The 24,658-nt window shown below is 34.2% G+C and carries 12 protein-coding genes and 3 pseudogenes; 8 read left to right on the top strand and 7 right to left on the bottom strand.

The features are described 5' to 3' along the window. Positions 1 to 389: 389 nt before the first annotated feature. A complete protein-coding gene (mgtE, locus tag ACQH21_RS05465) occupies positions 390 to 1,760 on the bottom strand; it encodes a magnesium transporter (protein ID WP_425384043.1) in 1,371 nt (456 codons plus the stop codon). Positions 1,761 to 1,915: 155 nt separating this feature from the next. Between mgtE and prfB the strand changes: the two genes are divergently transcribed. Next, positions 1,916 to 3,017 (top strand): peptide chain release factor 2 gene (prfB, locus tag ACQH21_RS05460; RefSeq protein WP_230440360.1). Its coding sequence is split into 2 segments (ribosomal slippage): positions 1,916 to 1,981 and positions 1,983 to 3,017, totalling 1,101 coding nucleotides; the frame shifts between segments, so codons are not numbered across the junction. Between the two features lie 174 nt (positions 3,018 to 3,191). Here prfB and ACQH21_RS05455 read toward each other — a convergent pair. Beyond that, positions 3,192 to 4,478: a Na+/H+ antiporter NhaC family protein gene (locus ACQH21_RS05455; protein ID WP_425384042.1), complete on the bottom strand. Its 1,287-nt coding sequence runs from the start codon at positions 4,476 to 4,478 to the stop codon at positions 3,192 to 3,194. A 179-nt stretch (positions 4,479 to 4,657) separates the two neighbouring features. Between ACQH21_RS05455 and ACQH21_RS05450 the strand changes: the two genes are divergently transcribed. Together ACQH21_RS05450 and ACQH21_RS05445 are read left to right on the top strand one after the other, a co-directional pair. Beyond that, positions 4,658 to 7,009, top strand: a complete 2,352-nt coding sequence (locus ACQH21_RS05450) for an ankyrin repeat domain-containing protein (RefSeq protein ID WP_425384041.1) — start codon at positions 4,658 to 4,660, stop codon at positions 7,007 to 7,009. A 108-nt stretch (positions 7,010 to 7,117) separates the two neighbouring features. After that, a complete protein-coding gene (locus tag ACQH21_RS05445; protein ID WP_064085499.1) occupies positions 7,118 to 8,041 on the top strand; it encodes an RluA family pseudouridine synthase in 924 nt (307 codons plus the stop codon). Positions 8,042 to 8,048: 7 nt separating this feature from the next. On the opposite strand, the gene ACQH21_RS05440 is transcribed toward ACQH21_RS05445, so the two are convergent. Both ACQH21_RS05440 and aspS read right to left on the bottom strand, forming a co-directional pair. Beyond that, a complete protein-coding gene (locus ACQH21_RS05440; RefSeq protein ID WP_064085500.1) occupies positions 8,049 to 9,311 on the bottom strand; it encodes an MFS transporter in 1,263 nt (420 codons plus the stop codon). Positions 9,312 to 9,346: 35 nt separating this feature from the next. Next, complete coding sequence (gene aspS, locus ACQH21_RS05435) at positions 9,347 to 11,149, bottom strand: aspartate--tRNA ligase (protein ID WP_425384040.1); 1,803 nt, start codon at positions 11,147 to 11,149, stop codon at positions 9,347 to 9,349. A 133-nt stretch (positions 11,150 to 11,282) separates the two neighbouring features. Between aspS and ACQH21_RS05430 the strand changes: the two genes are divergently transcribed. Then, complete coding sequence (locus ACQH21_RS05430) at positions 11,283 to 12,659, top strand: ankyrin repeat domain-containing protein (RefSeq protein ID WP_425384039.1); 1,377 nt, start codon at positions 11,283 to 11,285, stop codon at positions 12,657 to 12,659. A 61-nt stretch (positions 12,660 to 12,720) separates the two neighbouring features. On the opposite strand, the gene mutS is transcribed toward ACQH21_RS05430, so the two are convergent. Next, positions 12,721 to 15,231 carry a DNA mismatch repair protein MutS gene (gene mutS / locus ACQH21_RS05425; RefSeq protein ID WP_425384038.1) on the bottom strand — a complete coding sequence of 837 codons (2,511 nt, stop codon included), beginning with the start codon at positions 15,229 to 15,231 and terminating at the stop codon, positions 12,721 to 12,723. A gap of 113 nt (positions 15,232 to 15,344) precedes the next feature. Between mutS and ACQH21_RS05420 the strand changes: the two genes are divergently transcribed. Then, positions 15,345 to 17,876, top strand: coding sequence for an ankyrin repeat domain-containing protein (locus tag ACQH21_RS05420; protein WP_425384037.1), 2,532 nt, complete (start codon positions 15,345 to 15,347; stop codon positions 17,874 to 17,876). A 50-nt stretch (positions 17,877 to 17,926) separates the two neighbouring features. Here the strand turns inward: ACQH21_RS05420 and ACQH21_RS05415 are convergent, their stop codons facing one another. Continuing rightward, a complete protein-coding gene (locus ACQH21_RS05415) occupies positions 17,927 to 20,008 on the bottom strand; it encodes a heme lyase CcmF/NrfE family subunit (protein WP_425384547.1) in 2,082 nt (693 codons plus the stop codon). A 155-nt stretch (positions 20,009 to 20,163) separates the two neighbouring features. Between ACQH21_RS05415 and ACQH21_RS05410 the strand changes: the two genes are divergently transcribed. Together ACQH21_RS05410 and ACQH21_RS05405 are read left to right on the top strand one after the other, a co-directional pair. After that, positions 20,164 to 21,396 carry a hypothetical protein gene (locus tag ACQH21_RS05410; RefSeq protein ID WP_425384036.1) on the top strand — a complete coding sequence of 411 codons (1,233 nt, stop codon included), beginning with the start codon at positions 20,164 to 20,166 and terminating at the stop codon, positions 21,394 to 21,396. Positions 21,397 to 21,547: 151 nt separating this feature from the next. After that, positions 21,548 to 21,754: pseudogene (locus tag ACQH21_RS05405) on the top strand (IS256 family transposase); the annotation flags it as partial. Between the two features lie 25 nt (positions 21,755 to 21,779). Here the strand turns inward: ACQH21_RS05405 and ACQH21_RS05400 are convergent. Further along, a pseudogene (locus tag ACQH21_RS05400) lies at positions 21,780 to 22,933 on the bottom strand (IS3 family transposase). A gap of 494 nt (positions 22,934 to 23,427) precedes the next feature. Between ACQH21_RS05400 and ACQH21_RS05395 the strand changes: the two are divergent. Continuing rightward, positions 23,428 to 24,581: pseudogene (locus tag ACQH21_RS05395) on the top strand (IS3 family transposase). The last annotated feature ends 77 nt before the right edge of the window (positions 24,582 to 24,658 follow it).

Genomic DNA, 24,658 nt, shown 5'->3' with positions numbered 1-24,658 from the left:
ACCAATTTGCTGTAGAAACCTTACGGTAATCCTAAGTAACTTTAATTGCTGAGTAACAGTGTGCTTTTCTTTTGACTTCTGACTAAAATAGATATATTCTTAAAAAATCGAGAATTGCTTTCTGAGTGATATACATAATACAATGCATCTAACTCACACCCCATGTTTTCATTACGTTAGACTGCATTGTAGCTAAAAAGATCTAGCAAAGCAAGAATTTTTTTGCATACTTTAGCATCTTATTTTAGTTTTTATTTTAAAACTAAAGCAGCTCAGTTTCATGTACTTTTATTTCTTTATCGACTGTTATTTTTCTTCTTCAATGCATCTATGAGTAATGATAACGTGGACGGTAAAGCTTGTAAAGCAATTTTTTTATATAGCAAGATTCAGCTATTTAATAAAAAGATCGTGGCTAGACCAAAAAATATAAGAGCTGAGAGAATATCAGTTGTTGCTAATGTTAAGATTGAAGACGAAACAGCAGGATCGGATCTTAAACGATGAAGCATTATAGGAATGAAAGTTCCGATGAACGTTGCAATAATTGACATCATAATCATGGAGACCACAAAAATCATCTCCACTTTGACATTGTGAAACCTTATTGCTAACACTACTAATGAAATAGTAGATAAGATCACCCCGTTTATAAGACCTATTAAAAATTCTTTCATCAGTATTCTTTTTGCATTTTGCTCAGTTAGATATTTTGTTGCGATTGCCCGGATAGTTAGTGTTACTGTTTGGGATCCTGCATTTCCGCTCATCGATGCAATGATTGGCATAATTATTGGCAGTACTATAAAACTTTGTATTACGTTATCGAAAAAGCCAACTACTATAGAACATATTGTTGCAGCTAAGAGGTTAAACAGTAACCAAGGTAGTCTTTTAATTATAGTTTTATGTATAGGGGCATTTATATCAGATTTAGAAGATACACCGCTTATTTTAAGCACATCCTCTTCTGCTTCTTGTTGAACAATTTTGATTACATCTTCAATAAGGATTACACCTATAATTTTACCATTCTTATTTACTACTGGAGCTGATAATAGAGCGTAATCTTTAAATATTCTTGCTACTTCTTCTTGGTCCATTCCAGTTTTAATTATTTTTATATCTTGACTCATTATCTCTTTTATTATTGTTTCTCCTGAGTGAGATATTACCTTATTTAAGTTGAAAATGCCTATGGGTTCTAATTTTGAGTTAATGATGAAAATTTGATAAAATGTTTCTGGTATTTTTTTATAGTTGCGCAAGAATTCCATTAGCTGATTTATCGTCCAATAATATGGAGCTATAACCATATTTTTATGTATCAACCTTCCTGCACTTTCTTCTGGGTATGATAACAATTCCTCTACTAATTTTTGAGTTGCATTGGGTAAGTAGTTAAGTATATTTTCTATAGACTTTCTATCTAAATCTTTCACTATAGCTACTATGTCTTCTATATCAAGAAGCATTAGTAACTTTGCTGTATTTTCTATTCCCAATATTTCTATGATCTCTACTTGTAAATCTGGTACTACATGTACTAAGGCATCACTTAACAAATGTTGATCGAGGATATTAACTAATTTCTCCCTGTGATCACTGATCGAAGTAGATAAAAAATAAGCTAACTGAACGCTATCTATCGTTTTTACAATATTACGAACATTCTCTAATTCTTGATTATCGAGAGACTCTATTAAATCATCAATAGCCTTTTTGTCTAAACCATAATGAGAACTTGTTTTAATATTCATTACTTTACCTTATTTTTTTAATAAATATACACACTTGATTTTATTGAACATTCAAGTATAATAAAATTATTTTGAATTAACTATTATATGGTTAAATTTCTATTTTGTTTGCTGTTATTGTTAGTGATAATAAATATATTAAAGTCTAAAGTATAATGAAAACCCATCCAGAAATCCTTGAATACTTTCAAGGCTTAAATAAAAGTATTTCTCTTATCAGGAGGTGTCTTTGACATAGAAAAATTGAAGTTGCGTCTTGAAGAGCTGGATTCTCAAGCGTCGAATGATAATCTGTGGCAAGACAATCAAAAAGCACAAGAGATTTTAAAAGAACGCTCTAAAATTAAGCATGAAATAGAATCGTTTTCAAAGCTAGAAAGCGATTACAACGATTCTATCAGCTTGATGAAATCTGCTATTGATGAGAATGATGAAGAATTTTTTTCTGAAGTTAAAGGTGAGTTAGTAAAGCTAGAGAAATTAATCAAACTTAAAGAGACAGAATCCTTATTTACTGGTGAAGCAGATAACAATAACTGCTTTTTAGAAATCCACTCAGGAGCCGGTGGAACAGAGAGCAATGATTGGACTGAGATGCTCATGCGCATGTATACAAGATGGGCAGAAATTTATCACAATTTTAAAGTTGAAGTTGTAGAAAAATTAGATGGTGATGCAGTTGGTATAAAATCTACAACAATAAAGATCATCGGAGAAAAAGCTTACGGGTGGGCAAAAAGCGAAAGTGGAGTTCATAGATTGGTTAGAATATCACCATTTGATGCAAATGGTAAACGTCATACCAGTTTTGCAAGTGTAGGAGTAACTCCAGTGATTGAAGATTCAATAGATATTGTTGTGGATGAAAAGGATTTAAAGATCGACACTTACCGTGCTTCTGGAGCAGGTGGTCAGCATGTAAATAAGACTGAAAGCGCGGTACGTATTACGCATATTCCAACAGGCGTTGTAGCTCAATGCCAAAATGGTCGTTCTCAACATAAAAATAAAGATGAAGCACTTAAACTACTTAAAGGACGTTTATATCAAATTGAATTGGAAAAAAAAGAACAAAAAATGGCCGAAGAATATGGCAAGAAATGCGATATAGGTTGGGGCAGTCAGATCAGATCGTATGTTATGCATCCGTATCAAATGGTAAAGGATTTAAGGACTGGACATGAAGTTGGCAATATAAATTCCGTTTTTGATGGCAATATAGATTGTTTCATAGTTAGTGTATTGGAGTTAAAATGAGATTTATTAAAAAGCTAAGTTTTATGCTCTGCTAATAAGGGGAAAAGAAAACCAAAATCTATTGAGAAAAATGGAACAATTTTGTGAATATATCTATTATCCAAGTAGCTGATGAAAATGGCAACTCGTTTCTTATGGGCACAAAAATGTAATATGAAGAGAAATCTTCGTACATTAAGTTGTAGCCGCGCAACGTCTGCCATTGATGATTATTTCACCTACTGTAACTGCTGCTAAAATAAAGCAGTAATAAACTTGTGTTAACAAAGAAATAGGTGAGACAGAAGCAATGCTACCTGCTAGCAGCAGCTGGGAACCATAAGGCAAAATGCCTTTTGTAACGCAAGCAAAAATGTCTAACAAGTATGCACTACGGTATGACGGAATATTATGCTTTTGCGCGAGCCTTTTTGCAATATCGCCACTTAATAAAATAGCAATGGTATTATTAGCAACTAAAACAGTAAACATAGATGCTATGACCGCTATTACAAATTCAGCTTTAGTTTTTGTGATATTGCTTTCATCGATCAGTTTGTGTAATGCCTTTTGACCCTGCTTGTACATTATATGACTCAATCCGCCAATAAATAGAGCAAATATCACTATCTCGTTTACTTTTTTGAAACCGTCATATATGTCATGAGAGAGTTGAATGATAGTATAGTCAAAAAAAGTCATCCCTAATACACTAGCAACAATTATATTTATAGTTATTGTTACTAAAGTAGTAACTTCAAATAACCCCATGATTATTAAAGAAATATAAGGAATAATCTTTATTACTGATAAATAATCTAAATTTGATGTAGGAATAATTTTTGTACTATCTGCCATAATTGCCAGATAGACAAGCGTTATAATGCTGGCAACAAATGCTACTTTAGAATTCACTTTAAGTTTATCCTTTATCGTGGCCCCCTGTGAAGAAACAGATGCAATAGTAGTGTCAGATATCATTGAAAGATTATCACCAAATACGGCACCTCCAACTACAGTTGCAGTTCCTATTTCAAGACCAAAAGCCCCACTTTTTGCTAAGTTAACAGCTATTGGTACCATTAATACAACAACTCCCATAGACGTACCAATTGCAGTTGATATAAAAGCGGAAGCCAAAAATACTCCAGGCAGTAGTAATCTTGCTGGAAGGAAATTGAGAATTAAATCAGCAACAGTATCTGCACTACCAATTGATTGAGTCACCACAGAAAATGCTCCAGAAAATAGAAAAGTTAAACACATAGTAAGGGTGTTTTTATCGCCCATACCCTCGATGACAGTATCGATGTTACGTTGAATTTTACCTGCACTGCATGCAACAGCAAAAAATAGCGCCGGTAGTAGGCAAATTACCGGTGAAACTTGGCGAAGCGGATTATCAATTCCAATAAAGGAAAAATAGACACCACTTCCAAGGTATAAGATTAAAAAAATAACCAAAGGAAAAAAAGCTGTCATTTTACTGCCTTAAAACCTATGATTATAATCAATTAAGTGGTTTCAGGCAAGCTTGGTTTTCTGTAAGTTAATAACAGTCCTTTTAGACTCTCAAGTTACGCTATGGAAAATGCGTTGACTATTCTACCATAATATATAGCATCAAAAAATACTCTATAGTATGAGGTAAAGCTATGGTAATGACATATGAACAGTGTAACATAATATTAGGTGTAATTGATCAAGAGGTAAATTTAAGTAAAGACAATGTAATTGAAAGAATAAAAGAGCTATTAAAGGAAGTAAAGATACTAGGGCAAGCAGAAACATCAAGAATGTTAGAAGAGATATCGCATGGATTAGAAGTATCAGGCGAGAGTACAAGAGTACAAGAGACACAAGAGCCATTAAAAAAGAGACTAAAGGTGGTAAATGTACCGCAGACAAAAGAAGAAGTAAAAAAGATACTAAAGGAGTCAAGTGTATCAAATGCGCAACAGATGGTAAAAAGAATGCTAAAAAGGTTAGGTGTACAAGAGACATCAGAAGAATCAAAAGCAGTGGCGCTAGAGGATGTGCTAAATGCACGAAAGATCTCAAAAAAGGTACCAGTGATGCTAGATACACAAAAGATACTAGAAACACTAAATAGACTAAAGAAAGAAAGTGGAAATGTGTATAAAGAGTGGAAAGAAAATGAGTTTAATGTAAATTATTGGTTTGAAATAGATCGTTTGCATGAACGCTTTTCATACACGTTATTATATTTAGCTATTGATTTTGAGCTGAACAATTTAATCAATGCTATGCTTAAAGTAAAAGGAGTCGATATTAATGCAACAAGTCCGTTGTTCAAATGGACTGCTTTACATTGGGCTGTTGAAGATAGGAACATAGAAGTAGCACGCAAGCTAATAGAAAAAGGGGCAGATGTTAATCTGTTGGATTCATCTCAACGGACTACTTTATATCAGCCAGCTGTAAATGGCGATATAGAAATAATAAAAATCTTAGTAACGAAGAAGGTAAATCCTAATGTGGAAGATCTGATGAACTTGACTGCTTTATATGAAGCTGCCAGGAATGGCCATAAAGAAGTAGTAAGGTTCTTAATGAATAATGGAGCAGATGTTAAGAAGAATGGGGCGCTTAAACTTACTCCTTTACATATTGCTGTTGCAAATGTTGATAGAGCAATGGTGGATTGTATAATAAAAAACGACAAGAATATCGACAAAAATATTGAGATAGTAGATGTATTTGGATGGACTCCTCTATATTGGGCTGTTACAAAGAACGATATTTCAATATTAGAAGACCTATTAAAGTGCATATCAGAACATGGAGCAGATGTTAATCTAGAGGATAATTTAATTGGACGATCTCCCTTACATATTGCTGCTACGAATGGTAATGTGGGAGCAGTAGAGCTCTTAATAAAATATGGAGCAAATGTTAACCATAAGGATGCATGGGGATGGACTCCTTTTAATTGTGCTGCTACAAAAGTCAATAGAAAAGTAATGTATTATCTAATAGCCCATGGAGCAAGTATTGAGACGAATGATTCACAGAAAATATTACTTTCTATTTGTCCATATAATTATCTAGAAGCAGTAACTACTATGATACAACTTGGAATATGGAAGGATGTGATGAAATTGATGGGAGCTGAGTTTTTACGTTGTGCTGCCAGACATGGTGATACACTAATGGTACATGCTCTATTAGAAGCTGGAGTAAATGCTAATGCAGATGATGATTTAGGATCAACTGCTTTACATAAAGCTGCCAAGTATAACCATCCGGAAGTAGTAAGGATCTTAATTTTATATGGAGTAGATGTTAATGCACAGGATAGCTCTGGGCAATCTCCTTTAGCTTATGCTGTCGAACGTAGACACTGGATAGTAGTAATGACCTTACTATGTTATCGCGCAAATACTTCATTGCCTGATCACTGTGGTGAAACTGTAAGAGATTTAGCTGAACGTCAAGGTATAAGTAATCTTCTAGTGGAAGCAGAACAAAGAGCAATAGCTATACTTATACAGCTTGACTTAGAATCAAGTATACTCAGAAACAAAAAATTAATGACAGTGCAACACATAGAATCACATATGTTGAGAGAAATAGAATCACATAATCTATCTATCAGCTTTGAACGTATGATAAGAGATCAAGCTAATCAAATTGAACAATTACAGTATAACGCTAAACTTAATGGAAAAGGAGTAGCACTTATAACTGACCGCATTAAATGTGTGCAGTTAGGGACTAACACTAAAGCGTGTCCAGATGAAATGGATGGAGTAAAAGAACAAATATTACATAGTCCTTACAGGTGGTCATATCGCACTAAAAATGTTAATGTAGGAAGAGTAACATCTTTAGCTAACGGCATTGAGTGTATGAAGTCAGGGCCTAACACTGAAGCGTGTCCAGGCCCTAGTACTAAAGAGCCTAATACTCACCTCTCTATGATCGAGAAACTATCATTGTTACCACTTTACTCAGCTGTAGGAAAATATGAAGCTGTTATAAAGAGTTAAATAATCCTCTAAATTCCAGCACGCAGCACTCGATGCAAGTAGCTGAAACTGAGGAGTACATTAGGTATGTTAGATTTTAGTTTACACAATAAAATTTTTATAAGTAAGATGTCAGAAGGTATCAAAACCATATTAGTAGAAGACAATAACGTTAGGCTCGATAGGTACATTAGAAGAATTTTTCCCAATTTGAAACAATCTGCAATTGAGAAGTCTTTAAGGAAAGGATTAATCAAGGTTGATAATTGCACGGCAAAATCCAGCGATAGAGTGAATTCTGGGCAAACTATAACGATAAGATACTTAGATTATATTGAAAACACTAATTCTGATCGTAAATATAATGAAAAATTAGTAAATTTACTGAGAGACAACATACTATATGAAGACGAGTATATATTAGCTATAAACAAGTCAGCAGGAATAATCGTTCAAGGCGGTATAAAGGTAAAAATTAGCATTAGTGACTTGCTTGACCAAATAAGAGAAGGGGAAGTATTTAAAATTGTCCATAGACTTGATAGAGATACAAGCGGAGTAATAATATTCGCGCGCAATGCCAGTGTTGCAAGATACCTTATGGAAGAATTTAAAGGACGGAGGATAAAAAAAACTTACCTAGCATTAACTTCTGGTATACCGAGCAAAGATAATGGAATAATAGACTACCCGTTGGTGAAAAAATATATTTCAGGGCAAGAAAAAGTAGTTATTGATGAAGACTCACCTCAAAATGCCACTACGCATTTTTCAATTATATCAAGATTAAAACATAATGTTGCTTATTTAAAATTACAACCAATTACCGGCAGGACACATCAGTTGCGTGCACATTTAGCTCATATAAATTGCCCTATTCTTGGTGACGGTAAATATGGTGGTAAAAAAGCTTTTATCGATGGGGTAGTAAATCAGATCCACCTTCATTCGCATTCTTTATCTTTAAAATTACCAAGCAATAAAGAAATCACTATTACTGCACCTATCCCTAGGCACATCGAAAAATCTATTGAAGTGCTATCTTTCAACTGAAACGATTTCACCAATCAACTTTTCTATCTTTGGCTTTAATTTGAAGTACAGATATTAGGCTAATTAATGCACAGATAGTAAGATAAATGCCTGCTGCAAGTTTTGTTTCAGTTTTTTCTATAAGCCACATGCATATCGATGGAGAAAGGCCGCCAAAAATACCTGCAGATATGTTATGTGCGAGGCTAAAGCCAGTGCATCTAACTTTTGTTGGAAATAACTCGCAGGCGAGAGAATTATATATTCCAAAAGATGCGCCTATCGGCACACTTATTAATAGAAAAGTGAGCGTTACAATATAGTGGTTATCATTTGATAATAGCGAAAGTACCGGCAAACTGACACAAGCTAAAGCTAATAACGTAGGAATGATCACGTTTTTTCTTCCAACTTTATCAGACAGTATTGCAAACAGCACTGCAGACGTCCCAAATGTAATTTCAACCATAATCCTTACTACATTTTTAATATCAATATCTGAAAGAATAAGCTCTTTTACAGATATGTTGTAAAACATGATTACTGAATAAACAATTGCGTTTTGAGCAATGCCAAGTCCAATTGCTATCACAAATGCTCTTTTATAATTCTTGATTAATTCTAAAAAGGGAGAATTAGATAAGCTTTTATTTTGGTCATGAGTTTTATATGCTAGACTCTCTTCCATTATGTACCTTATTAAAAAGCCTATTACACCCATAACAGAGCAGAAATAGAAGAGCAACCTCCAGCCCCAAATTTCATAATTTTCACCTGTAAACTTTTTGCAAACAGCTATCATTACAAAGCATGTAATAGAACCAAGAGCACCACTAAAAGCTTTCATGCTACCTAAAAAGCCTAGATTTTTTTTATCGCTTGAATGCTCTATTAAAAAAGCTGAATTGATACTTGTTTCTCCACCTGCTGCCATTCCTTGTGTTATTCTACAAAGCAGAAGCAGCATAGGAGAAAATATTCCTATTTCTTTAAAGCTTGGTATAATCGCAATTGCAGTAGATGATATCGAAGCTAATATTACGGAAGTCAGCAAAATTTTCCTTCTGCCGTATTTATCTCCAATGTAACCAAAAATAAATGCACCAAGTGGTCTAAATCCAAATCCAATTGCAAAACTGCCAAGAAATTTGATTGTGCTTAAATAATCACTTTCTGAAGGAAAAAAAACGTTGCTTATTATATGCTTTAAAACTCCAAACAGAGTTACTTCATACCATATAATCATATTGCAGATTATGCTTGATAGTATTGCTTTTTGAATATTGTTCATAACTTCCAGTTTACCACACTCCGCTATAAAAATTTTTATTCAACAACCTTTAAAGACAACTCACGTAAATGCTTATCCTCTACTTTAGAAGGAGCACCCATTAGAACATCTTCACCTTGCTGATTCATAGGAAAACAGATTACTTCACGAATGTTCGGCTCATCAGCAAGCAGCATAACCATTCTATCAACCCCTGGTGCTATTCCACCATGAGGTGGCACTCCAAACCTAAATGCACGCACGAGCGCATCGAATTTTGTATCAACTTCCTCTTTACTGTAGCCTGCAATGGCAAAAGCTCTGTACATAATATCTAGTTTGTTATTACGAATTGCTCCACTTGACAGCTCTATTCCATTGCAAACAAGATCATATTGGTAAGCAAGGATATTCAGTGGATTCTTTTCTTCTAAATCTTTCAAGCCACCATGTGGCATAGAAAATGGATTATGAAAGAAATCAATTTTTTTACTTTTATCGTCATACGCAAAGTAAGGAAAATCAATCACCCAACAGAATTTGAAGATATTGTCATCTATAAGACCTAGTTCTGATCCCAAAAGAATACGCACTTTCCCTGCAATTGTTGCTGCCTCATTCTCTTTGTCAGAAGCAAAAAACACACTATCTCCAGGCCCTACATTTGTTACTTCTCTTATGTAGTTTAGCCTATTGTCATCGAGGAATTTAGCAATCGGGCCTTTCGCAGTACCATCTTTATCAAACGTTATATATCCAAGGCCCTTAGCACCGAATTCTCTTTGCGCATGTTCTATCTTTTTATCAAAGAAGCTGCGTGGTTCCTCTGCTGTTTTAGGAGCAGGAATGGCTCTCACTACCATACCACGCTCGATATTGTTTTTGAAAATATTGAACTCTGAATCACGGAAAATTTCCGTAACATCGCTGATTAATAACGGATTACGCAAATCTGGCTTATCAGAGCCATATTTGAGCATTGCATCTTTGTATGTAATGCGTGGAAAATCTTTATCGACAGACTTGCGAGAAAATTTGGCAAATACTTTGTATAAGCTAGACTCAATAACCTGAAATATATCTTCTTGAGTCACAAAAGACATTTCAAGGTCGAGCTGATAAAACTCCCCAGGAGAACGGTCAGCCCTTGCGTCCTCATCACGAAAACAAGGTGCAATTTGAAAATATTTATCAAACCCCGAAACCATAAGCAACTGCTTAAAAATCTGCGGAGCTTGTGGTAATGCATAGAATTTACCAGGATTTAGTCTGCTTGGCACTAAGTAGTCACGTGCACCTTCAGGAGAAGAGGCAGTAAGTATTGGAGTTTGAATTTCCAAAAATCCTTGCTCTATCATGAGCCTCCTGAGCTCTGAAATGATCTGTGAACGCAGAATAATGTTGTTACGGGCTTTTTCACGTCTTAAGTCAAGAAAACGATATTTAAATCTCATGTTTTCTGGGTATTCTTGCTCACCGGCGATACTTGCTAATATACTCCTTTCTTCTTTTGCTATTTCTTCATCACAGTGGAACTCAACTTCCGATTCAACTTGTAATTTACTAACTATAACTTCAATTTCTCCTGTGGAAATAGAGCTATTTACCGTGTCTTCAGTTCTAGCTTTGACTATTCCTGTGACAGTAATCACACTTTCTGATTTTAAATTTGAAATTTCATCAAAAAAGTCTTTGTCATTATTGAATACCAGTTGAGTAATTCCATAAAAATCTCTTAAATCAACAAAGATTAGGTTACCATGGTCACGTTTACGGTACAGCCACCCAGAGAGAGTAACTTCCTTTTCTACATCATTCTTCCTTAATTCATTACACGCGTGAGTTTTATAGCAGTTCATTTAATTGAAATTTCTAGAATACAGAAAGATTATAAAATAAATTAACCTTTGGGCAAGATAATATCTAAAGATCCTTTACAAACAATTCTGATTTGGATATAATTTTTTTGATTGTGTGTGTTGAGGTGTATTTATGAATCCTGAAGAACTAGAGAAAATTCTAGCTGAAAATAAGAAGAAAGATTCTGTATTAAAAAAGCTTCTTAGAGCTGTTAAGGAGAATGACTTAGAAAAAGTAAAATCAATTTTTGAGAAAAACAGCTCTATTATTAAAGATGTTGTTACTGAGATTAATTCCCAAAATGGTACAAATTTATTAGGTTATGCTATTGATAGTAAAATGGCTAAATATCTAATAGAGCAAGGTGTAAAATTCGTCACTGCAGTCGGAAAGGCAGTTATGAAAAAAGATTTAGAGTTAGTCAAATCAATCTGTCAGATGAATAAATCAATAGCTAAAAATGAGTTATCGCGAAATCCTGAGCCACTACAATCTGCAACTTATGATCACAAATTTAATGATAAAATTGCAAGGTATTTGATTGAACAAGGTGCAAATCCTAATGCAACTGATCATCTTGGTCGTTACTTACTTCATCTGCAAATTGCAAAAAGCAATTTCAAAGGAGCTAAGGCTTTAATAGAAAACGGCGCGGATGTTAACTTAATAAATCAAGAGGTAAAAAGCTATCAGAACTTAATTATTGGTGGTAGTGCGTTAAAGGGTGAAACTGCGTTGAATTTTGCAATTAGAATATATGACAAATATAAAGACATAGACGATCAAAAATCTGATGAAACCTTAAAATTTATAAGTTATTTAATAGAACAAAAAGCAAACTTAAATATTAAAGATTGTAATGAGATGGTCCCTTTAGATATTGCTATATTTCATAATTCTCCAAAGATAGTAGAATTATTGATAAAAGCTGGTGCTGATCTTAATGTTGGAAGGGAAAAAGCAGAAGGTGTTTTAAAGTATGCAATTACTGAAGGGCATATAGATATAGGGAAAGCTACAATTCGATATATTTTGGAACATGACTCACACTGGTTAACAACTTCAAATAAACCAGATCTTCTCAATGACCAACAAGAGTTATCAGTCTACTGGGACGAATATAAAGCTCAAGTTAAAGAACTTCATGATATAGTGGAAGATAGAATTGACTTGACTGGTGACGGCTCTACCCGTCCTATAATGAGAACAGTGAGTGGCTTTTTAGATCATGAAAGTAGAAAAAATCTAGTAAAATCATCATTCATATCTAGTGCTGAGGCACCAGAAAATTTTTGTCCGAGAAAGCTGGCTGTTATAAGTGTAGCTGCAATAACTTGCGCTTTAGCATTATATTTTCTTGCTCCATTAATCATTGGGTCTTCTGCTGGAATTGGTACTCAACTAGCATTAGGAGCTGTAGGTGCAGTTGTAGGTGGTGGAATTGGAATCTTGACCAATGTGGCAATAGATCAATGCTACGTTAATTCAGCTACTCAGAAAGCTGACTAAAATTAAAGCGCCATAGATTGCTAAAACTCCATAATTGTGGAGTAATATAATGTTACTTTCCTCAAGCCTTTAGCTCCTCAAATACTTCTCTTGCTCTGTTTAAAACAGAATCAGGAAAACCAGCAAGTTTTGCTACATGTATTCCATATGACTCATCTGCAATGCCTTCAATTACTTCATGTAAAAAGATGACTTCTCCTTTCCATTCTTTTATTTTCATACAAAAACATTTCACATTTTCTAAGTATTCACCTACTTTAGTCAATTCATGATAATGAGTTGCAAAAATGGCGCGGCACTTATTTACATTGTGAATATGTTCAATCACCGCCTGTGCAATAGATAATCCATCATACACCCCTGTGCCCCTACCAATTTCATCAAGTATCACCAAGGAACGGTCCGTTGCCTGATTTACTATCGTTGCTGTTTCGATCATCTCTACCATGAAGGTAGAATAACCAGCTGTTATATTATCCGTTGCGCCAACCCTGCTGAATATCTTGTCAATCACTCCAATATGCGCACTCTCTGCTGGCACAAATGACCCCATGTGAGCTAAAACTGCAATGAGAGCGTTTTGCCTCAAGAAAGTGCTTTTTCCAGCCATATTAGGACCAGTAATTAGATGTATACCAGCTAAATTGATGCTATTTGCAATGAATTTATCGTTAACTTCAACCACTGGATGTCTTCCGCTACAGATATTGAACTCTTTGCTGTCATCAATGATGGGTTTTACGTAATTATTTTGCACTGCAAGCTCTGCAAACGCGTTTCTAATATCAAGTTTTGCCAAAGCATTTGCAGCAAGAGCAATTTTTTCAGATTCTTTAGCGACTTCACTACACAGTTCACTAAAAATTTTCATTTCTAAGCCGATTGCAGCATCACGTGCCGTAAGAATTTTATTTTCTAGTTCTTTCAACTCATTAGTAGTGTAGCGCATGCTATTTGCTAAGCTTTGTCTATGAATAAATATATCCGAAGTTATTTTGTGATTTGCCGACACTTCAACGTAATAACCGAGTATGTTGTTATGTAATATTTTAAGTGCGGCAATACCAGTTAGGTCGCGATAAGATTCACGGAGTTTGGTTATTAGTTTATTACTATTATTTAATATGTAGGATAACTCAGATAATTCTGAGTTGTATTTTGAGTGAATAAATCCTCCTTCTTTCACGGAACTGAGGTTATTATCAAGTATAGCACTATTTAACAGTTCAAATAGGTCTTTATGATTGCCAAGGCTTTTATGTATTGTGCTTAGTTCACTTTCGTCACTACTTATCACCTGAGTAGTAGACACTGGTTCCTTTTCTCTGGTCAAGCACTGGAATGACATCTGAGAGTTAATTTCTGATTTTTCACTTAAACAATAATTATGCAAGGTAGACAGAAACTCAGACAACTCTAAAGTTTTTCCTAGGCCTATTTTTAATAGGTTCATATCCTTTGGTGAACCACGCCCTAGTATTAAGCGCGATAAAGACCTCTCAATATCTGGAATGTTAGATAATATCTCTCGTATTTTTCTGCGTGGCTCATGATTATTTACAAAAAATTGAGCGGTGCTGAGCCTCAAATTAATTGCCTTAGAGCAAGCAAGGGGTGAAGCGAGCATTTGTTTGAGCAGGCGTCCACCAGAGGCTGTTACTGTGTGATCAATAACTGAAATTAGTGAACCTTTCTTTTCACCAAATTGAGTTGAAAACAACTCAAGGTTTCTCCTTGCTGAAGCATCAATAAGCATGAAATTTTGTTGCTTATAGGTTTTTGGGAATTCAAGCCTTGGAATGGAGCCCCTTTGTGTTACTCTGACATATTCAAGCAGTGCACCACACGCCATGATTTCTACTTTGCTGAAATTTCCTATACTCCCAAGTTCCCTGATTTTATAAAACTCGCATAACGTTCTGTGAGATTTACTATACTCAAAAAAGCTCTGTGCGTGTTGCGTAATTGATATTTTATAATTTTTTAAAATCGATCTAATTTTTTCGTCCTCAGTGAATTTTTCAGAAATTAATAATTCTCTTGGTGATATACGCAATAAATCACTATCTAGAGCTTTCAAACTCGTTAAAATGTGAAAAAATTTTCCCGTCGATAATTCAAGCCAACTAATAGCATATTCGTCATTTTGTTCAACTATGGATGCGAGATAATTATTGCTTTTATCTTCCAGTAGTGAATCTTCTATAATTGTACCTGGAGTTACAACTCGCACTACATCACGTTTTACTATGGATTTATAGCCCCTCTTTTTTGCTTCATCAACAGTTTCTAATTGGTCACAGATTGCTACTTTGAATCCTAAATCTATTAGCTTGTGCAGGTAAGACTCACTACTGTGTGCTGGCACTCCACACATTGGTATTTCTTGCCCATTTGAATTGCCCCTCTTGGTTAGCACTATATTCAGCAATTTCGCAGCTTTAATAGCATCATCGAAAAACAATTCATAAAAATCGCCCAGTCTATAAAACAATAGATGATCCGTGTATTGAGCTTTCAAATTTAAATATTGCTCCATTACAGGGGTATTTTTTTCTCTTATTAAGTTCATAACATTTTTAAATATGTTAGCAGCAAACCACTTACTCTGGTGTTGGTTATTTTATTATGGATCAATAATTTTTTTTAGCTATAGTACAAAAACAAATAGTTTGAGGTAGAATTATGGAATATGAACGGTTGTTAAAAATATTAAGGACAATAAGTGACTTAAATGAGAACAATATAATCGAAAGGGTAAAAGAGGAATTGGAAAAAGAAGATCCAGACACGTATAAAAAGTGGCAAGATAATGGATTTAACATAAATTATACATTCGATGATCAAAGTACATTGTTACATATAGCTGCTAGAAATGATCTTGTAAAGATAGCAGAGCTTTTAATAAAAAAAGGGGGTAATGTTAATACAGCAGATCAAGATGGATGGAATCCTTTACACTTTGCTGCTGCAAGTGGTAGTATAGGAGTGGTAGAGATTCTCATAGCAAACGGGGCTAATGTTAATGCAGCAGATCAAGATGGGTGTACTCCTTTGCATTGTGCTGCTCACAATGGACATAAAGAGATAGTAGAACTCCTATTAGACACGGGGGCTAATGTTGATGCAGTAGATAAAGTTAAGATAACTCCTTTACACGCTGCTGTTCGCTTTGGTTATACAGAGATAATAAAAGTTCTCATAGCAAACGGGGCTAATGTTAATACAGCAGATCAAAATGGGTGTACTCCTTTGCATTGTGCTGCTCACAATGCAAATAAAGAGATAGTAGAACTCCTATTAGACACGGGAGCTAATGTTGATGCAGTAAGTCAGGCTGAGAGTACTGCATTACATCATGCTGTTTCTGCTGAAAATTGCCAAGTGGAAATAGTAAAAGCTATCATAGAAAAGGAAGCTGCTGTTGACATAGCGGATAAATACGGGCGTACTCCGTTATGCTGGGCTATTAGAAATGGCTATTCAGAAATAGCAAGAATTCTACTTGAAAACAAAGCAGATCCTTTATTGGGACATAAAAGTTTTAACACATTAAAGCTCTTGATTGAATTAATAAAAAATGATTTTAAGCACTCTAAGAAAGCAGAAGAAACACAGCAACAAGAGGATGATGAATATGAATTGATTAAATACTCACTGGTACTTCGCAATGACTGTTCTTTAACTGATATTGCTGAAAGAGGTGCATTTGGTAAGCTGATATCTACGTGGCTTGTTGACATGTCCAACTTAACAGAGAGTCAGAAGGAGTTGAATAAAAAATTCTTAAGTACTTTTAAAGACTTTCCACATGTTACTTATAAGGATTATAAGAACGATGTTGAAAAAATTAAAAAATTTTTACTGGATCATAAAAGTAATCAAGATCTAAAAACCATCCTCAACCTTAAAAGAGGAGAATCTAAACTGACAATACTGCATATTCTATCAAGTATGGAATGTAGCAATGCGGGAGAATTCATAGATTTACTGTTGAATTCAGGTGCTGATCCTAATGAAAAGGACGACACAGGAAGAACACCTTTACATTATGCTACTCGTTCTGGTCATTGTGATACAATTATCAAATTGCTTCTAAGGAAAGGAGCTAATCTTGATATAAAGGATAAAAAAGGTAAAACCCCAATAGAATTTGCAGTTAATAATCCCAACCTTAATATTAAAGAGTACTTTTTAACTGATGATGTTATTTATGGAACTTTTCGTAAAAAAACACAAGTTGACTATAATGGAAAAAAGTATTTGTGCAAAAGTGTAAATCTATGGGGGGAGGATTTTCTACTAGATGAGCAAGATCCAGATAAATATTCTGATAAATTAAATGAAGTTCAAGACATAAATCAGCTAGAACAGGTTGTAAATGAAGCTATAAAATCTAAGGTAAGGTTCAATCTTACTTGTGAGGGAAATATATATGAAAATACTTATGAGAGTAAGTATAATTTTACAGATTATGTAATAAGAAGAATTAGTGAATTAAAGATTTTTCAAGTTGAAAGGGACATAGAAGTTGCTAGTCGCATAGTATGTAATTTGGTAAAAAGAGGTGCAGTATTTGAAACTCTAAGTAGTATAATTGTAATTGATAAACTAGAGAAGTTTAAAGACCACAAAGCTAATCTGAAAGAAGCACGTAAAAGCTATATACACTATTCTCTAAGGTTTTTGGAAGCTGCAAAAAACGCAACTACTGGCAAGGTAAAAGAGGCAAAAATGGACAACTTCACTTTCTACTTGAAATACTCAAAGAATAGTATAGTCGAGGTTGCAAAAATCATAAATGGAACAGATGAAAGCACAGAATTTCGAAGAGACGTGATAGCAATCGGTGAAAGCGAGATAGAAATTTTAACGGAAGGTGGGGTAAGAAATTATACTGACCTTATAGGTAATATAGTACTGACTTTTCATACTGATTTGGGAAAAGTAGATGCTAGATTGTATTCTGATGTGCAAAATGCAGGAAAAATTATAGTAGAAGTGAGTAACAAGGAGGAAATATTGGAAAAGTTTAAAAATTATAAAGAAGAGTTAGGTGAGAACTGCTTGCTTGGTGGTTCTTCTGTCTACGACGCTATTAAGCAGGGATATCTTAAAAGGCCTGAGACAGTAGATTCCATATATCATGTAAGTTCTTCATTAGAAAATATATCTTTATTTCCTATTGTACAACAGAACATAGAGAAAATTCGCTAGCAAGGTTAGTGTTGCTTAGCTTAAGTTTAAATTGCCAAAAAATGCAAACTTTATGATACTGAAGGAACTACTTTTTTGCTAGAAGGCAAAGCAGCAAGGAGCGAACCAAAAGCGATAAGAAAGGATCCTAGCCAGATTATAGACATTCCAGGTTTATAGTGCACTTTAGCTGCGATTTTGCTCTTACTCTTATCAATCTCTCCAATTACAACATAAATATCAGAAAATAAATTGTGGTAGATACTGCTTTCAACATTTTTCTGACCTTCCGCAAGGTAAAATCTATATTCAGGAGTTACTTCACCTAATATCTTATTATTCAGCAAATTCCTGATATCCATTGTACCCCTCACTGCATGGAAATTTTTTTCTTTTATTAGCTCAATATTTCGTAAAGTAACTTTAAATTTATTGACTGTTATGCTGTCTCCTATTCCCAAGTAGTTTTCTTTTTTCTCCTGCCAACCAACGGAATAAGATATACCAAGCACTAGAATTGCCACTCCAGCATGAGCAAGCATCATTGCATAGTAGGACTTAGAAACTCTTCTTGCTAATAAAATTGATTCACCAAATGCTACCTTAAATAAACAAATTCTTTTACTATATGCTTCTAAAACAAAGATTAATAATGCTATGGAGATGGTAATTGATAGCACAATCATTAGCTCCATGTGAAAGATAAACGGCAAAATAGCTGCAGCACTACAAAATGAAAATCTATATTCACGGAATATTGGCAATAGACTATTTCCCTGCCAACTGCAGTATTGCCCTATCATGGTGAGTACTAGAATAGCTAGTGCAATAGAGTTAAATAAAGAATTGTAATATGGTGCTCCAACTGAAATTAATTCACCGGTTAAATACTCAAGCACTGTAGGGTATAAAGTGCCAACGAACACGATGAAAAAGGCAGTGATGAATAATAAATTGTTCATCAGCATCATCGTAAGGCGTGAAAAGAATCTTCTACCTTCTGTCACTTGAGTAGCAGATTTCTTTTCAGATTCCAATATCGAATACTGGAAAGATGTGTGATTCTTTCTCGTAAACACTACAAATATTACTAAGCTACTGACTGTAATTACACCAAGTAGAGCTAATATATACAGTCCATATCTTGGGTCATCTGCAAACGTGTGCACTGAGGTAAGTATTCCTGAGCGGACTAGAAATGTTCCAGTCACACTCAATATAAAAGTTGTAAGCGTAAGTAAAATAGCGAAATTCCTTAAAGTATTGAAATTTCGTACAACGAGCAACAAATGTGTCAGCGCCACTGCAATTAGCCAAGGCATCAAAGAAACGTTTTCCACTGGATCCCAGAACCAAAATCCACCCCAACCGAGTTCACGATATGCCCACCAGCTACCCAAGCTGATGCCCAAAGTGAGCAGCGACCAAGAAATAAGTACCCAAGGCCTGACAATTTTAGCCCAAACATTTCCTTCAGTATTTAAAATTAATCCAGCTATAGAGAGCGAAAAAGGAACGCTAAATCCAAGGTACCCCAAATATAATACCGGTGGATGAATAGCAAGGCCTATATCCTGCAATATCGGATTAAAACCCAGTCCATCTGTTTCAATGCCTGGCATTTTAGTGAAGGGGCTGGATTCAAGTAAAGTGAACAGTAAAAAACAAAAGCAAATCAAGCCTTGGGTGATAAGAGATATTTTTTTTAATTTACTACCATTAGTTCGTTCTGGTGTCATTCCAGTGCTTGACACTGGAATCCAGTTTTTATTACACTGCCATTTGATGTACTCATTTGCAATTAAATTGTCTGGATCCCAGTGTCTGGGCACTGGGATGACAGAAGGTATATAAATATACATTAGTAATAAATACATGACAAGCACTAAGGTCCAAAGCAACATAGACCCTTCTTTATTTCCCCAAACACCACAAATCTTATAGATTAAAGGTTTTGTTGTGTGTGAGTGGTAATATACGTTTTCAAGTGAGAAATCATTTTTAATGTGGCAGTAGATCAAAATAGCCATTGATGCTGACACACAAAAAAATATGGCAGAGGAGACGAATCGGTAAGAACTAAACGGTAGAAACAAATACGTTAAAGATAACAAACAGGCTACCAATAACAATATATTCCCAAATTCAGGCATAAGATTCATATAATGATATTACTAATAATAAATTGGGAGTTAAAGTTTTAATATAGGAACAAAGTTAATCTTCAATTATATTAATAGTAAGTAAAAATTAAGCATTAAACTTTTATACTTTATATTATATAACATTAATATTGTGAGGTAATATTATGGGCACAACTAAGATTAGTGAATTTCTATTCAATATAAAAGGTAAAGTGGCAAAACAACATGCTGAACCAATAATTGAAAAAAATCTCTATACTATTTTAGGATTCAAAGATGTAGAAGATTTAGAATATAAGACAAGTAAGTCCGTTAACAAAAAAATTTGGCAGCTATTTATTGATTGCTTTACAAAGGAAATAGATTATGTAGCAACTAAGCAAGTTGTAAAAAACGTTGTTTGTAATATTGCCAAAAGTGCCCAAGGCAATGCTTTTACTGAAGCTGAAAGCTTAATCTTAAACGAAAAACAAGATAATAAAAAGAGAGAAAGAGCGATTAAAAAAGCTACTAGTATTTTAAAAAAAATCAATCCAGAAAAAGCCTTCAATGAACTTTCAGTAATAAAAAAACAAGCCGAAGATTTTTTACAAACCGATTTTTATAAGGCGCAGAGCAAACCACTGCCAGGATTTGCTACATCTGGTGCGCAGCTTTTTGCGGAAACTTTGAAATATATAGAAACACTAGAAAAATTATCAGAAGTTAAAAAGGAAGATTTAACTAAGAGTTTCCTATTAAATTATATTAGTTCACTGAACAAAAAGTATCCTAAATCACAAGGTAAAAGGGAAGATGCTATACGAATACTATCAAGCGATGAGTTGAAGAATTTTTATAATAAAGGTGTAGAGGAAGGAATACTACAACCGCTGGTATCATATAAAGAATGCAGAAATCTGTATGATAAAATGAGCCAAACAAAGAATGAATGTATAATCAAAAAAGAAGAGCATGAGAAAGCAAGTAAGTCAATAACCAGTATAATTAGTGACATAAAAAAATGTAGAGAAGCAGTCCTTAATTGCAAAAATTTTCAGAGCTCCTACATAAAGGAAAAAGCAGAACACCCATTTAGAGGCACCTCATGTCAAAAAATGATTGATATATATCAAGAGAGAATTGCTGGATATCAGGAAAAAATTCGTCAAAACCTAAACCAAATAAGAGCAATATTAAAAGATACGCCGCAAGATGTGGAGGAAATAATCAATTGTGTGCATGAAGCAGAGCAGTATGATGAAATTTTTGATTCGGCTTTAATTTGTTTACCGAACATACAGAATAAGCTAGATATTCAACCAGAAAATCCCCTAACAGAACTCAGAGCTTCACAAATTAACGTTGAAATTGAGCTAACTAGGCTCTGTGAACAAAATATTAGAGTAAGCATGTGAGTGCTTCAACAAAATTCAAAAAACCAATAAAGACCTCATAAGTCTTATCAAAACAGGAGATTTCTAATAGTGGCAAATAGGGAATGTTCAAAAAAGTGTGTCAAACCGAGAAATAAAAATAAAATAGAAACAAAAAATAGAGGTTTGATATATGAGTTACAAAATAGAAAATGGAACGACTGGCCTGGTAGATTACAAAGAGCTGGAAGCAAATATACTGTCATCAATAAGGGAAGGTAAACCATTGATGGGGAGAGATGGAGCATTAACACCATTTGTAAAAAGGCTGCTGGAAGCAAGTCTAGAAGGTGAAATAGAGCATCATTTATCCAATGAGAGTGACCTTACCCAGAAAAAGTAGACAGAAAGTTAAGACGTTTTTGCTATGAGAATGATGAATCAAAAAGCTCAGGAATGCAATAGTTAATAGTAGAATGTCTACGCTGTTTATTATAAAAAATTTCTATATATTCAAATATTGCGGTTTTAGCTTGTTGTGCAGAGTGTTGTGAAGTATCAATGAGTAACTCTCTCTTAAGTGAACTAAAAAAGCTCTCTGAAACAGCATTATCATAACAACAACCTTTGTGACTCATACTAGAAGTAATATTTTTTGTACTTAGTAAAAATTGATAATTTTTAGAGGTGTATTGCGATCCTTGATCGCTATGAAATAGTAGATTTTTAGCAGATTTGCGCCTACCAATAGCCATGAATAACGCATCTATAACTAATTGCCTATTTACTGCATTACTCATTGACCAGCCAATCACCATGCGTGAATATAAATCTATTATTGCTGCCAAATATAACCATCCTTCATTAGTTTTTATGTACGTAATATCAGTTACCCATATCTTGTTAGGTTGATCAGCGATGAAATTCTGATTTAATATGTTAGGAGTTATAACTCTATTGTCTATTTGTGGTTTTTTACTTTTAAACTTTCGTCTAAGCTTAGCTTGAATGCCATTTTTCTGCATAACATTTTGCACTGTTTTGATGTTATAATTTTTACCTAAAGCCTTTAATTCAGCGTGAATTTTAGGAGCTCCGTATCTGCATTGTGATGCTCGATATACCTTCTGAATATCTTGTATGAGCTCTTCTCTTATTGATTTTTTGTTGTTTTTTTCCTTAGTAATCCATTTATAATAACCACAAGCAGATACGTTCAAAAATCTGCATAATTCCCGTATTTTATAGCAGTTTTCATGTTCTTTTATAAAAGAATATTTTACTCTTTTTGGTTTGCAAAATATCCCAGGGCTTTTTTTAAAATGTCTCTTTCCCTCGTTACTCTTGCCAGCTCTTTCTTTAAATCAAACTTTTCTTTGTCACAATGAGCTACTTTCCCTTTTCCTGGAAACGCATCTACTCCAGACATTCTATCATTGTATGTTTTTACCCATCTGCTTAATGAATCACCGCTAATACCCAAATCTCTTGCTATTTTTGCTGATGATTGACCTGTTTCTTTTACTAGTCTTATAGCTTCAATTTTGAATTCTGCTGTATATTCTTTTCTTTTTGTCATACCACACCTCTTTGAAAAAACGTTTTATTTTACTTCAAAAACGTCTTAACTTTCTGTCTACTTTTTCTGGGTAAGGTCAAATGTTTTCGCTGGCGTGTGATCCGATGTCGTGAAATCGTGATGGTTAAATTCCATCCGCCTTAACATCAGGTTGAAATCATAATCCACATTTTAGAAGGCTGGCAACCTTCTAAAGTGCAAGCATGGATTAAAAGGGAGTAATATCAAACTTTGTGATAAATCCTCCCAAGAAAAGTTAGATATGGTTACGTAAGGAACTTATGTTTGAATTGTCGTTAAAACGAATATGTGAAATAAGGTTGATGCACATAAACCAAAAGGTACGGAGAAATGGATGATTAGACTGCCTGTATTTAATCAAGATGTTTCCGATCTCCCGGCAAAAAGTGAGAACTGACCTTACCCAGAAAAAGTAGACAGAAAGTTAAGACGTTTTTGAAGTAAAATAAAACGTTTTTTCAAAGAGGTGTGGTATGACAAAAAGAAAAGAATATACAGCAGAATTCAAAATTGAAGCTATAAGACTAGTAAAAGAAACAGGTCAATCATCAGCAAAAATAGCAAGAGATTTGGGTATTAGCGGTGATTCATTAAGCAGATGGGTAAAAACATACAATGATAGAATGTCTGGAGTAGATGCGTTTCCAGGAAAAGGGAAAGTAGCTCATTGTGACAAAGAAAAGTTTGATTTAAAGAAAGAGCTGGCAAGAGTAACGAGGGAAAGAGACATTTTAAAAAAAGCCCTGGGATATTTTGCAAACCAAAAAGAGTAAAATATTCTTTTATAAAAGAACATGAAAACTGCTATAAAATACGGGAATTATGCAGATTTTTGAACGTATCTGCTTGTGGTTATTATAAATGGATTACTAAGGAAAAAAACAACAAAAAATCAATAAGAGAAGAGCTCATACAAGATATTCAGAAGGTATATCGAGCATCACAATGCAGATACGGAGCTCCTAAAATTCACGCTGAATTAAAGGCTTTAGGTAAAAATTATAACATCAAAACAGTGCAAAATGTTATGCAGAAAAATGGCATTCAAGCTAAGCTTAGACGAAAGTTTAAAAGTAAAAAACCACAAATAGACAATAGAGTTATAACTCCTAACATATTAAATCAGAATTTCATCGCTGATCAACCTAACAAGATATGGGTAACTGATATTACGTACATAAAAACTAATGAAGGATGGTTATATTTGGCAGCAATAATAGATTTATATTCACGCATGGTGATTGGCTGGTCAATGAGTAATGCAGTAAATAGGCAATTAGTTATAGATGCGTTATTCATGGCTATTGGTAGGCGCAAATCTGCTAAAAATCTACTATTTCATAGCGATCAAGGATCGCAATACACCTCTAAAAATTATCAATTTTTACTAAGTACAAAAAATATTACTTCTAGTATGAGTCACAAAGGTTGTTGTTATGATAATGCTGTTTCAGAGAGCTTTTTTAGTTCACTTAAGAGAGAGTTACTCATTGATACTTCACAACACTCTGCACAACAAGCTAAAACCGCAATATTTGAATATATAGAAATTTTTTATAATAAACAGCGTAGACATTCTACTATTAACTATTGCATTCCTGAGCTTTTTGATTCATCATTCTCATAGCAAAAACGTCTTAACTTTCTGTCTACTTTTTCTGGGTAAGGTCAATGCAGACGTAGACACTGTAATTTGGAGGGTAA

The sequence above is a fragment of the Wolbachia endosymbiont (group B) of Eupithecia inturbata genome (genome assembly GCF_964030915.1).
Lineage (GTDB): Bacteria > Pseudomonadota > Alphaproteobacteria > Rickettsiales > Anaplasmataceae > Wolbachia.
The sequence above is the reverse complement of the archived record's forward strand: the minus strand, read 5'-3'. Positions and strand labels throughout refer to the sequence as shown.

Coding starts and splice junctions, on each gene's coding strand:
- ACQH21_RS05430 (WP_425384039.1), top strand. CDS start 11,283: ATGAATCCTGAAGAACTAGAGAAAATTCTAGCTGAAAATAAGAAGAAA.
- mutS (WP_425384038.1), bottom strand. CDS start 15,231: ATGAACTTAATAAGAGAAAAAAATACCCCTGTAATGGAGCAATATTTA.
- ACQH21_RS05450 (WP_425384041.1), top strand. CDS start 4,658: ATGACATATGAACAGTGTAACATAATATTAGGTGTAATTGATCAAGAG.
- ACQH21_RS05410 (WP_425384036.1), top strand. CDS start 20,164: ATGGGCACAACTAAGATTAGTGAATTTCTATTCAATATAAAAGGTAAA.
- mgtE (WP_425384043.1), bottom strand. CDS start 1,760: ATGAATATTAAAACAAGTTCTCATTATGGTTTAGACAAAAAGGCTATT.
- ACQH21_RS05415 (WP_425384547.1), bottom strand. CDS start 20,008: ATGCCTGAATTTGGGAATATATTGTTATTGGTAGCCTGTTTGTTATCT.
- aspS (WP_425384040.1), bottom strand. CDS start 11,149: ATGAACTGCTATAAAACTCACGCGTGTAATGAATTAAGGAAGAATGAT.
- ACQH21_RS05455 (WP_425384042.1), bottom strand. CDS start 4,478: ATGACAGCTTTTTTTCCTTTGGTTATTTTTTTAATCTTATACCTTGGA.
- ACQH21_RS05445 (WP_064085499.1), top strand. CDS start 7,118: ATGTCAGAAGGTATCAAAACCATATTAGTAGAAGACAATAACGTTAGG.
- ACQH21_RS05440 (WP_064085500.1), bottom strand. CDS start 9,311: ATGAACAATATTCAAAAAGCAATACTATCAAGCATAATCTGCAATATG.
- ACQH21_RS05420 (WP_425384037.1), top strand. CDS start 15,345: ATGGAATATGAACGGTTGTTAAAAATATTAAGGACAATAAGTGACTTA.